13 protein-coding genes and 1 pseudogene are annotated in these 10,965 nt (G+C 60.7%); 10 read left to right on the forward strand and 4 right to left on the reverse strand.

The annotated features are described in order from the left end of the window. Positions 1-410, forward strand: a 410-nt coding sequence (locus M3436_16070) for a group 1 truncated hemoglobin (protein ID MDQ3565564.1), incomplete at its 5' end; no start/stop codon positions are given. 64 nt (positions 411-474) lie between these two features. Here the strand turns inward: M3436_16070 and M3436_16075 are convergent. Together M3436_16075 and M3436_16080 are read right to left on the reverse strand one after the other, a co-directional pair. Next, a complete protein-coding gene (locus M3436_16075; GenBank protein ID MDQ3565565.1) occupies positions 475-1,524 on the reverse strand; it encodes a metal-dependent hydrolase in 1,050 nt (349 codons plus the stop codon). A gap of 157 nt (positions 1,525-1,681) precedes the next feature. Beyond that, complete coding sequence (locus tag M3436_16080; GenBank protein ID MDQ3565566.1) at positions 1,682-2,305, reverse strand: TetR/AcrR family transcriptional regulator; 624 nt, start codon at positions 2,303-2,305, stop codon at positions 1,682-1,684. A gap of 276 nt (positions 2,306-2,581) precedes the next feature. Here M3436_16080 and M3436_16085 point away from each other — a divergent pair, with 276 nt between their 5' ends. From M3436_16085 to M3436_16120, 8 genes are read left to right on the forward strand one after another with little or no spacing between them, the layout of a single operon-like run. Beyond that, positions 2,582-3,346, forward strand: coding sequence for a MinD/ParA family protein (locus tag M3436_16085; GenBank protein ID MDQ3565567.1), 765 nt, complete (start codon positions 2,582-2,584; stop codon positions 3,344-3,346). A 49-nt stretch (positions 3,347-3,395) separates the two neighbouring features. Then, positions 3,396-4,391, forward strand: coding sequence for a patatin-like phospholipase family protein (locus M3436_16090; protein MDQ3565568.1), 996 nt, complete (start codon positions 3,396-3,398; stop codon positions 4,389-4,391). Between the two features lie 36 nt (positions 4,392-4,427). Then, positions 4,428-4,973, forward strand: coding sequence for a heme NO-binding domain-containing protein (locus M3436_16095; GenBank protein ID MDQ3565569.1), 546 nt, complete (start codon positions 4,428-4,430; stop codon positions 4,971-4,973). A 3-nt stretch (positions 4,974-4,976) separates the two neighbouring features. Beyond that, the gene (locus M3436_16100; GenBank protein MDQ3565570.1) at positions 4,977-6,653 is read left to right on the forward strand and encodes a response regulator; all 1,677 of its coding nucleotides are present in this window, start codon (positions 4,977-4,979) and stop codon (positions 6,651-6,653) included. A gap of 12 nt (positions 6,654-6,665) precedes the next feature. After that, the gene (locus M3436_16105; protein ID MDQ3565571.1) at positions 6,666-7,049 is read left to right on the forward strand and encodes a response regulator; all 384 of its coding nucleotides are present in this window, start codon (positions 6,666-6,668) and stop codon (positions 7,047-7,049) included. Then, positions 7,046-8,119 (forward strand): response regulator, encoded by a 1,074-nt coding sequence (locus M3436_16110; protein ID MDQ3565572.1) that lies wholly within the window; start codon positions 7,046-7,048, stop codon positions 8,117-8,119. The genes M3436_16105 and M3436_16110 overlap by 4 nt, the downstream gene beginning before the upstream one ends. A 41-nt stretch (positions 8,120-8,160) precedes the next feature. Then, the gene (locus M3436_16115) at positions 8,161-9,144 is read left to right on the forward strand and encodes a histone deacetylase (protein ID MDQ3565573.1); all 984 of its coding nucleotides are present in this window, start codon (positions 8,161-8,163) and stop codon (positions 9,142-9,144) included. Positions 9,145-9,159: 15 nt separating this feature from the next. Next, positions 9,160-9,507 carry a 4a-hydroxytetrahydrobiopterin dehydratase gene (locus tag M3436_16120; protein MDQ3565574.1) on the forward strand — a complete coding sequence of 116 codons (348 nt, stop codon included), beginning with the start codon at positions 9,160-9,162 and terminating at the stop codon, positions 9,505-9,507. Positions 9,508-9,593: 86 nt separating this feature from the next. Here the strand turns inward: M3436_16120 and M3436_16125 are convergent, their stop codons facing one another. Then, positions 9,594-10,166, reverse strand: coding sequence for a hypothetical protein (locus M3436_16125; protein MDQ3565575.1), 573 nt, complete (start codon positions 10,164-10,166; stop codon positions 9,594-9,596). Positions 10,167-10,362: 196 nt separating this feature from the next. Here M3436_16125 and M3436_16130 point away from each other — a divergent pair. Further along, positions 10,363-10,536: pseudogene (locus M3436_16130) on the forward strand (orotidine 5'-phosphate decarboxylase). Here the strand turns inward: M3436_16130 and M3436_16135 are convergent. Further along, positions 10,516-10,965 (reverse strand): FAD-containing oxidoreductase (locus M3436_16135; protein MDQ3565576.1); only part of this gene is annotated, 450 nt, incomplete at its 5' end. The pseudogene M3436_16130 and the gene M3436_16135 sit on opposite strands and share 21 nt — an antisense overlap.

Genomic DNA, 10,965 nt, shown 5'->3' on the forward strand with positions numbered 1-10,965 from the left:
CGCCGAAGCCTGCCGCCGAGCGCCCCGCGCCACCCGCATCGCGGCTGCTGTTCGAGCGCTTGGGCGGGCAAGAGGGGCTTACGGCCATCGTCGAAGGACTCATCTCCAATATCGGCGCGGACCCGAAAACCAGGCTTCACTTCACGAACATCCATATTGGCCGCTTCAAGACCAAGATGGTGGAATACCTGTGCGAGCAGACGGGAGGGCCCTGCAGGTATACCGGCGGGGACATGAAGGCCACGCATGCGCCGCTACAGCTCGGCAATGCCGCTTTCGACGCCTTCATGGAAGACCTGACCAAGAGCCTCGATAATAAACAGGTCGCGCAATCCGATAAGGATGATCTCTTGGGGCTCCTCGGCAAGCTGAGACCAGACGTGGTGGCCACGTATGGCGCCGGGCCCTAACGCATCTCCCGCGACCCAAGGCGCCGCCCAGGGATAGCACGCACGTTGCGGCGGGCTATAAGAATCACAGCGCTTGGCGCTCATCCTCGGTAAAGAGGCGTAGGCGGTAAAGGCGCCAAGGGCCGGCATCGGACTGGCGGCACATCCCGAAACGGAAGGGAGGGAGCATCCCTGGCAGCGTGTAACGCAGATCGGTGAACCATACGCAGCGCGCCGCGCCGGCACGGTCGACACGGTACAATGCGGGAAAACGCGCGAACTCGCGAAAACCGGCGAAACCGTCCTGCGACCAGACCTCGCGCGCGAGCGGCGCCGCGCGGGGATCGGCACCGAAGCGCGGGTAACGCGTCCAGCGCGCGGCAGCATACGGCACATAGGCGGCTGCCGTGGATGGAAATAGCCAGGCGCCGGCGGACGCGAGCCCGTCCGGCCCGGTGAGCCGAAGATGGGTTTCGTAAACATCGGTCTCTTGTGAGACGATGATTTTCCAGTTGAACGGCGAGAACGGCTGCGCCATGGCGTGAACACCGGCCTCGCCGAGCGCCCGGCCGCGGACATAGGCATGACCGATGGCGAGCGCTTGTGTGTGGAGGAAATACTGCAAGCCGAGATAACTCCCGAGCACGCCCAAAGCCAGGACCGCGGAGCGCCGGGCGTTCCATTTGAAAGAGACCAATAGCCCGATCAGGAGCGTACCGGAAAAAACGAGATCGATGACATAGGTGATCGGCAGGGTCACCCGGACCGGCGAAAACGGTGCCCAGATCCGCGTGCCGTAGGCCGTGATCAGATCGCCCCCAATATGCGCGCTGATCCCGAGCACGCATAGCGGGTAAAAAGCTTGCCATCCGTGCGCGCCGCGTAGCAGATACGGGCACGCCGCGGCCACCAGACCCGCCCACAGCGGCATCAACACCAGAGAATGCGTGATCCCTTGGTGTAGATTAAGGTAGACCAGCGGAGCGGCCCAAAAGACCAGATAATCGATGTCGGGAAACGCCGCCGCGATAAAGCCCGCCGACACCCGTTGGCACACCGGCAAGCCGGCAGAGCGTGCCGTGCCGAAGGCCTGGGCCAGCAGGGCGCCGCTCAGGCCATGGGTGAAAGTATCCAAACTAAGAGTTTGTGAAAAAACCTACTACGCTCGGGATCTCGCGTTCCGGCGGTACTCGGAATCCTCATGTATTTCAATATACACTCCGGTTCCTGCGCTCCGGCGGAACGCGACCTCCCTTCGCTCGCGACGGTTTTTTCACAAACTCTAAGAGCATTTAAGCGGGCGGTTCGGTGCCGCTGCCGGGCGCTGCGGCGCTTGGACCCACGGTCGCGTGGGCGAAGCGTTCCGCGATGCCGAGCAGGCGCTCGAGAAACGCCTCCGTCGCGCCCGATCCCGGTGAATCGTCCCACATCCAGTAGCAGAACGTCGCAAGGTAAATGCTGGTCGTCGCTACCTCCTCGAACGCCCGTTGCACGTAGGCGGCATCGCGATGCGCCGCCTCGCGGAACCACTGCACGGTGCGGCTTACCCGCATGATCCCCGGGACCTGAATATGCACGTGGCCCGGTTCGAACTTGCCGGAAATCATCTGCCGGGTGACGCGCCGGTGCGGCGCCAAGGCGTTGAGCCAAGCCATGATGACACGCTGCAAGCGCCGCCGGGTCGTAAGGCTCAGAAAACCGGGCACTGAGGCGGCGCGCAGCATCGCGGCGTCCGCGCGGTCGAACCAGGCCTCGACGATATCCTCCCTTTCGCGGAAATATACGCGCAGCTCATCGAGCGTGATCCCGGCGGCCTCGGCGACCTCATGCAGGCGTACCACTTCCCACGAGCGCGGCTCGGCTAACGCCATTGCGGCATCGACGATGCTTTGCTTCAGATCTTGGTCGTGGTCCACAACTGCCTGCGCTAAGGGTGACGATGGTACCTATGCTCAAGTATAGCGTTTAAATTTATCCCCCGCGGCCCCCTCGGGACCTTAACAATGGGGTTTCCTGGCCTATGGAACAAACTCTATATCGACTGCCCATATCGGCGTAACGTAAAGCGCTTGCCGGCACTACCGCGAAGGCAGAAACTATGAAAAACTGCTGTAGTTGCAACGTCGTTATGCGCTTCAAATGCTTAGTTCGGCCCTAACAAGAAAACGCGCCTGAGGGCGGAAGGGAAAAAAATGGGCGAACGGAAAATCGTCACCATCCACTCCTATCGCGGCGGGACGGGGAAATCAAACATGACCGCCAACATCGCCGTTTGTGCGCAGGCAGCCGGCAAACGGGTGGCGGTGCTCGATACGGACCTGCAATCGCCGGGGATCCACATCCTTTTCAACTTCGATCAAGAGCGGATCAAGCTGACCTTATACGACTTCTTGCGGGGCAAGTGCACCATTGCCCAAGTCGCCTACGACGTCTCCGGGCAGAGTCATCCTGAAGCACCAGGAAAATGCTGGTTGGTGCCGGCCTCGTTGAATGCTCAGGCCATTACTCAGCTCCTTGAGGAAGGCTACGATATCAACCGGCTGAGTGACAACTTCGATGCCTTGCTGGACGAATTCGACCTCGATTACCTGTTCATGGACACCCACCCCGGGCTGAACAAGGAGAGCATGCTCGCCGCGACGCTCTCGGATGTCCTGATCATTCTGATCCGGCCCGATCAGCAGGACTATTACGGCACGGCGGTGCTGACCGAGATTGCGGCCAAGCTCGAGGTTCCAAAGGTTTACCTCATCGCCAACAAGGTGCATTCACGGCTCGATCCGAGCGAGCTGCGGGCGCGCTTGCAAGAGGCCTTTGGCTGTGAGGTCCTGGGAATGATCCCGTTGAGCGAAGACGTGGCCGAGCTGGCGAGCGAAGGACTGTTCGTCCACCGCTATCCCGAGCACCCAATCAGCCTCAGCATCCGGGACATTACCCAGCGCATACTGAGCGCATGAATCGCGGCCGCCCGGTGTCGATCGAGGCGTCATTCCCAGCTCGCTAATAATGGCCACCGATCAAGACCATGTCGCGCAGCTCATGGCGCAGCGCGAAGAGATCGAGGCGCCCTGCAACCCCTCGCACTACCGTATCCTGAAGCGCATCGCCTCTAACCCGGACAACTATCTGGCGATCGGCTTTGGTGCCGGAAGTGCGCCGGGCCTGGCCGGCAACCTCGCCCTTGCGGGTCTGCTGACTGAGCTCGGGCTGCGACCGTTTATCAAGGAGATCTGGGGCGTCTCGGTGGGTGCCATCGTTGGTGGAGGCTGGAGTACCGGGCTATCCGTCGACCATATGCTGTCGCTCGCCGACGAGCTCGATCGCAAAGGCGCTGTAGATTTTGCTCGTTGGGAAGTCCTGGGGGTGGGACTGGCACGTCTGCTTCTTTTCAGGCAATTACCCGACGGTCTGGTGCGCGGCCACCGCTTTCGTAAGGCGGTAGAACGCGGGCTTCCGGTCCAGTGCTTCGAGGACTGTGAGATCCCGTTTCGTGCCATCGCCTGCACCGATGACGGGCACGTCCAAAAGATCATCTTCCGCCAGGGGTCGTTAGTAAACGCCATCGCTGCATCGAGTTGCATCCCCGGTGTGATGTTCCCGATCGCCGACTGGAACGGTCGAGAGCACGGTTATTTCGATGGCGCCGTGGTCGAAAAGACGCCCCTGCCTTCGATCATCGAAGAGCACCATCGGGAGGGACGCAAGAGCCAACTGGTGGTGATCTGCACCCATTTCAGCGACTCGGGCCGCATTACGAAACCGGTGGGGTTTATTCAGCGCATGTTGAACGCCATGCATCGCCTGGAAGACGAGGTTTGGGAATACCAGGCGCTCAAGGCGCGAGAGGCGTCCAACTGCAAGTTCCTGGTCCTGAATCCGCACATGAAAGAAGGTACGGCCTTCGATTTTTCTGTGGTACGCTTCAACTATCTCTGGGCGAGAAAGATGTTCAAAGAACAACTCTCCAACGCCAAGCTCGCCACCCGTTTCGAGGCGAGGTGATCCTAGGCTAAACGATAATCGGGAAGGAGCTCGGAAGTGAAAGGTATTGTCTTTACAGAGTTTCTTGAGATGGTAGAAAACCGTTTCTCCCCAGAGATCGCCGACCGCATTATAGAAGCCTCCGAGCTGCCGTCCCGCGGGGCATACACGGCCGTGGGAACGTACGACCATACTGAGATGGTGCGACTCGTTACAGAGCTAAGTGCGGTCACTGGGGCCACCGTGCCCAATTTGTTGCATACCTTTGGCAAACACCTTTTCGGTCGATTCGTGGCGATCTACCCGCAATTCTTCGAGGGCGTTGAATCGGCGTTTCCCTTTTTAGAAAACATTGATGGCTATATCCACGTCGAGGTTCTGAAATTGTATCCGGATGCCGAGCTCCCCGGATTCGAATGCGATGCTTCCGAACCGGGGCGGTTGACTCTCATTTATAGGTCCACAAGGCGTCTCGCCGATCTCGCTGAGGGGCTGATCCAGGGGTGTATCGAGCACTTCCGCGAGACTATCCATATTCAACGGGAAGATCTCTCCGGCGGGCAAGGTTCGTGTGTACGCTTTCTCCTCACCAAAGCAGGATAGCTCATGAGCGAGATCGAGGTGCTAAAACGAAGACTGGAGCGGCAGCGGCAAGGACGCAAGCAAGCTGAGGTCCTGCTGGAGGAAAAGAGTCGTGAGCTCTATCTTGCTAATCAGGAGCTTCGGCAACTGGCTGAAGGCTTGACCCTAGCACGTAACGCGGCCGTAGAGGCCAATCAGGCTAAAAACCGGTTCCTCGCCAGTATGTCTCATGAGCTGCGCACCCCCCTCAACGCCATCATCGGCTACAGCGAGATGCTCCAGGAGGAGGCCGAGGACCTCGGCCAGGATGGTTTCATCCCCGATCTCCAGAAGATCCACGCCGCCGGCAAGCATCTGCTGGCCCTGATCAATGATGTCCTGGACCTCTCGAAGATCGAGGCCGGGAAGATGGAGGTGTTTGTCGAGACCGTGGATGTCGCGACGCTGGTGCAGGGGGTCGTGAGCACGATCATGCCCTTGGTCGAGAAGAACGGCAACGCACTCGTGCTTCGCTGTGAGGATGACCTCGGCAGCATGCGGGCGGACCTGACCAAGCTGCGCCAGGCCCTATTCAACCTGCTCAGCAACGCCTCCAAGTTCACCACTCGAGGCACTATTACGCTCGGGGCCACCCGAGAGCTGGTCGATGGCGCGGGTTGGATGCGATTCTGGATCACGGATACCGGAATTGGGATGTCGGCCGAGCAGATGGGGAAACTCTTCCAGGCATTCTCGCAGGCCGATGCCTCGATCGCGCAGCGCTTCGGCGGAACGGGGCTCGGGCTCGTCATCAGCCGGCGCTTCTGTCAGATGATGGGCGGCGATATCACGGTGGTGAGCACACCGGGGCAGGGCTCGACTTTCACTATCCGGCTGCCGGTCGATGCGGTCGATGCGAAAGCCGCATCGACATCTCAGGCGGAAGACACTGCGGCCGTGAAGCCGCCCGAGGGCTTGCCGGCCGTGCTGGTCATCGACGATGACCCCACGGTGCATGATCTGATGCGCCGCTTTCTCGATAAACAGCGGCTGCACATGGTGGGGGCGGCGAACGGCGAGGAGGGCCTACGGCTTGCCAAGGAGTTGCGACCATCGGTGATCACGCTCGATGTGCTGATGCCGGGGATGGATGGCTGGGCGGTGTTGACGGCATTGAAGGCCGACCCCGAGCTGGCCCCCATCCCGGTGATCATGGCGACGATAGTCGATGACAGGAATATGGGTTTTGCCCTGGGGGCGACGGACTTCCTGACCAAGCCGATCGACCGAGAGTATTTGGCCCAGTTACTACAGAAGTACCGCTGCGCCCATCCACCCTGCCCGGTGCTGGTGGTCGAGGACCAGGCGGATCTGCGGGCGCTGATGCGGCGTATGCTGGAGCAAGAGGGCTGGGTGGTCGCGGAGGCCGAGAATGGGCGGGTAGCGCTTGATCGGGTTGCCGAGAACCGACCCGAGCTCATCGTGCTCGATCTCATGATGCCGGAGATGGATGGCTTCAGCTTTCTCGAGGTTCTGCGACAGCATGAGGGCTGGCGCGCGATCCCCATTGTCGTGGTCACGGCCAAGGACCTCACCGCGGAGGATCATCAGCGGCTCAATGGCTATGTACAATACATCGTCCATAAAGGGGCGTATGGGCGCGAAGAGCTGCTCGCGGAGCTTGGCGATCGGATCGCGGCGTGCTTGGGCCAGGTCGCGTAGGAGAAGAAGGCAATGGCGAAGATCTTATTGGTAGAAGACAACGAGATGAACCGAGACATGCTCGGGCGGCGCCTGCAGCGCCGTGGCTTTGAGGTGCTCATCGCGGTCGATGGGGCCGAAGGCGTGGCGATGGCCCAGCGTGATGGGCCGGATTTGATCTTGATGGACATGAGCTTGCCGGTCATCGATGGATGGGAGGCTACCCGGCGCCTGAAGGCGGCGCCCGAGACCCAAGCGATCCCCATCATCGCCTTGACGGCCCATGCCATGTCAGGCGATCGCGAGAAGGCGATGGAAGCGGGCGCCGATGACTACGATACGAAACCGATCGAGATCGACAAGCTGCTCGCGAAGATTGAAGCCCTGTTGAACCAGGGCGCAAGGGGTGCCCCATGACGACCAATGATACGCCCGAGCCGGGTATCGACGCAGGGGCGGGGCTCGAGGGGGGCGCTGCGATCCCGGGGCCGGACTCCGTTTCCCATCTGCGCCATGAGTTGCGCACCCCCATCAACCACATCCTCGGCTACAGCGAATTGCTGTTGGAGGAGGCCGAAGACAGTGCGTTACAACCCTTCTCCGGCGACCTCCAGAAGATCCACACAGCGGGGAAGACCCTACTCGGGATGCTGAACGCCCTCTTCGATTCCCCAGCGCTAACGGCCGGCTCTCCCGCGACGGCCCCGCAGCCGGCCGACGATCTATCCTGGCTTCACGATGAGGACACGGACACAGAGGCAGTGACGGCCGACCGGGAAGCCACCGCCCTCCTCCCTGGCCACCTCCTGGTCGTGGACGACAACGAGACCAACCGCGACATGCTGTCCCGGCGTTTGCGGCATCAAGGCTATCGGGTAAGCATGGCAAAGGATGGCCGGCGAGCGTTGCAAGCGGTCCGTGACCAGCCGGTCGATCTGGTGCTGCTCGATGTGCTGATGCCCGAGATGGATGGTTACGAGACGCTGAAACAGCTCAAGGCCGACGCGCGCCTGCGCGACATCCCCGTCATCATGATCTCGGCGCTCGATGAGATCCAGAGCGTCGTGCGTTGCATCGAGCACGGTGCGGAAGATTACCTCCCCAAGCCCTTTAACCCGGTGCTGCTGCGTGCCCGGATCGGGGCCTGTCTGGAGAAGAAACGGCTGCGTGATCAGGAAGTGCTCTATCTCCAGGACGTGGCCCGCGTCACCACCGCCGCGGCCACTGTCGAGTCGGGACAGTTCGTGGCCGACACGTTAGCCGAGGTGGGCAAGCGCCCAGACGAGCTCGGGCAACTCGCCCGCGTCTTCCAACGGATGGCGCAGGAAGTCGCGGCCCGTGAGCAACGCTTCAAGCAACAGATCGAGACCCTCCGTATCGAGATCGATGAGACCAAGAAGGCGCGCCAGGTCGCGGAGCTCACCGAGACCGATTTCTTTCAGAAGTTGCAGGCGCAGGCACGGAGCCGCCTGCGCTCAAAAAAATAACCGGCTGGCAACCGCGCCGAGCCGCGGCTACACTGCTTGTTATGAGCACGGGATTCATCTACGACCCGGCCTACCTTGAGCACGACACCGGTCACGGGCATCCCGAGTGCCGCCAGCGGCTCGAGGTGAGCATGGCGCATCTGGCCGCGCAGCCGTGGTTCGAACGCACCAAACGCATCGCGGCGCGCCCGGCTGAGATCGCGTGCATCGAAACCATCCACGACCACGGCTATATTCAACGCGCACGGGGAGCCTGCGCCGCCGGGGAGCGGTACTTGGATTCCCCCGATGTTGCCATCTCGTCGCGGTCTTTCGATGCGGCTCTGCTCGCGGCAGGCGCGGGACTTGAACTGGCCGATCGGCTCCTCGGCGGGGAGATTGACAACGGTTTCGCCATGCTCCGGCCGCCGGGTCACCATGCCGAGCACGCTATGGCGCTCGGGTTTTGCCTCTTCAACAACGTTGCTATCCTGGCGCGTTATCTCCAGAAGCGCTACGGGATCGATAAGGTGTTGATTCTCGACTGGGATGTGCATCACGGTAACGGCACCCAGCATAGCTTTTATGCCGATCCTTCCGTGTTCTACGTGAGCCTGCATCAATACCCGTTCTATCCGGGCACCGGAGCCTGGACGGAGACCGGGACCGGCGCGGGCGCCGGGACGACGTTAAACTGTCCGATGGCGGCCGGCGCCACCGACGGCGACTACCACGCGGCGTTCAGGGAACACATCCTGCCCAAGATCAACGCCTTTAAACCGGAATTTATCTTGATCTCGGCGGGCTTCGATGCGCACCGCGACGACCCGCTCGCGGAGGTTTGCCTCACCACGGAGTGCTTCCGCTGGATGAGTGAACGCATGCTGGAAGCTGCGGACCAACATGCCGAGGGCCGGCTCATTGCGCTGCTCGAAGGCGGATACAACCTGCGGGCGCTACCGCTCTGCATCGCCGAACATCTCAAGGTTCTCGCCGGCGTCCAGCCATCTCCTGGATCCGAGCATAATCCCATAAACCAAGCCTAGGTGCGGAGGCTATCAATGAACGAGCTTACTCGACGGCGCTGCAAACCCTGCGAAGGCGGTCTGCCGGCCTTGACCGCCTCCGAGGCCCGGGATCTCATAAATTACGTGCCGGGTTGGGATCTCGCTGAAGATGCCAAGTCAATTTCGAAAACCTATCGATTCAAGAATTATCACGAAACGATGGCCTTCGCCAATGGCGCCGCCACGATCGCCCATGAGGAGGATCACCATCCGCTGATGGAGATCGGTTACCGAACCTGCGCGGTTCGCTATACGACGCACGCGATCGATGGCCTTTCGGAGAACGATTTTATCTGTGCGGCCAAGGCCGATGCCCTCCTGACGCCGACGGATACTGCTTGAGACCGGATCCTCACGGAGATCGTGTTAATAAATCGACGGCGCCGCGTATGCGCGGGGATTTGCCTCGACGACGGCCTGGGCCGGCGTTAGACTTCTTCGCTTTTTCTTCTGAAAAACCAAAAAGCCGCACCGGCAATTAGCACAAAGACTGCGCTAATAGCCGCCCAAAGCCCTAGCCCGGACCAGTCAAACCCAGCCCCCACCTGAAACGGAAACCGCAACACGTGCTTCTTGCCGCCCGGTGCCTCGATGCTCACGACTTCCACGTAATATCCCGGTGCTTTAAACGTGTAGTCGATTTCGATGAGCCCCGAGGAATAGGTCTTTGAGGGTAAACGTTCTAGAACCAGCGCCTTGCCGTCGCCGGAACCGTCGAGCGCCGCCGGCCACGACTCGACCTCGAGAAGCCGGGCCTCGGTTGGCATCGTGCGTAACTCCGAGTCGACAAAATCGACCGTCAGAACGGTTGGCCCGGCGAGGGGAATATCCTCGCAGAGCCTATTACTGCCGGTCGCGGCTTGGTAAGCATTGAATTGAAGATTATAGGCCCCGACTTTGCGCATGCATTCGTCGCTCGTCATGCTCTGCGCACCCGCGGTATGACTGACCAGCAGGAACACCGCCAGAACCGCTATCCGTCCACACATATGCGCCTTCATAATTTGCCTCCTGTTATAGTTGTAAAGATTTGCCCGCTGTCCCCCCCTACTCAAGGCTAGACTACGCGGGGTCAACACTCAATCGCGGGGCTCGCGTTCTCAGCATCCTAGCCCCACGATGTTTGTTATCATGCCGTGACTTGACGTACTGAGCATCATGACCGAGAAATGCTATCAGATTTTGTTCCTGTGCAGAAACCGGCCGAGCGATGACCAAAAACGCGTGGTGGACGTGGGCGAAGCCTTCCGTAACGGCGCGGATCATATCGTGGTCGGGCGCCCGATCCGGGATGCAAAAGATCCGCGCGCAACGGCCGAGAACATGCAAGCAACCATCAGGGCGTTGTTTTCAAACACGCCGCACGCGTGATCGGCTCCATTCGTAGTAGTTCTTTAAAATACGTTTCATCGTCCCGGTCAACCGGGTTTTCCGCCACAGGTTAGCGGCTTTTTTTACGGCCTCGGCCTGGGTGGGATACGGGTGGATGCTCGCGAGCAAGGTTTTCACACCCCCGCCCGCTCGCATCAGCACCGTGATCTCGCTGATGATCTCGCCAGCATGCTCGGCGACCACCGTCGCCCCGAGGATGCGATCCGTTCCCTTCTTGATATGCAGCCGCGCGAAGCCCTCCTCTTCACCATCGAGGATGGCGCGATCGACCTCGGCCAGATCGTAAGTATAGGTTTCGGTTTCCATGTCCCGCGCGGCGCAAGCAGCCGCATCCATCCCCACATGGGCAATCTCGGGCGTGGTGTAGGTGCACCAGGGGACGAGGAGCGAGCGCGCGGTGGCGTAGCC

The sequence above is a fragment of the Pseudomonadota bacterium genome (assembly GCA_030859565.1).
Taxonomy (GTDB): domain Bacteria; phylum Pseudomonadota; class Gammaproteobacteria; order JACCXJ01; family JACCXJ01; genus USCg-Taylor.

Bases quoted from the DNA above. Each gene is read 5' to 3' on its own strand.
- M3436_16085 (MDQ3565567.1), top strand. From the start codon at position 2,582: ATGGGCGAACGGAAAATCGTCACCATCCACTCCTATCGCGGCGGGACG.
- M3436_16090 (MDQ3565568.1), top strand. From the start codon at position 3,396: ATGGCCACCGATCAAGACCATGTCGCGCAGCTCATGGCGCAGCGCGAA.
- M3436_16100 (MDQ3565570.1), top strand. From the start codon at position 4,977: ATGAGCGAGATCGAGGTGCTAAAACGAAGACTGGAGCGGCAGCGGCAA.
- M3436_16105 (MDQ3565571.1), top strand. From the start codon at position 6,666: ATGGCGAAGATCTTATTGGTAGAAGACAACGAGATGAACCGAGACATG.
- M3436_16110 (MDQ3565572.1), top strand. From the start codon at position 7,046: ATGACGACCAATGATACGCCCGAGCCGGGTATCGACGCAGGGGCGGGG.
- M3436_16115 (MDQ3565573.1), top strand. From the start codon at position 8,161: ATGAGCACGGGATTCATCTACGACCCGGCCTACCTTGAGCACGACACC.
- M3436_16120 (MDQ3565574.1), top strand. From the start codon at position 9,160: ATGAACGAGCTTACTCGACGGCGCTGCAAACCCTGCGAAGGCGGTCTG.
- M3436_16125 (MDQ3565575.1), bottom strand. From the start codon at position 10,166: ATGAAGGCGCATATGTGTGGACGGATAGCGGTTCTGGCGGTGTTCCTG.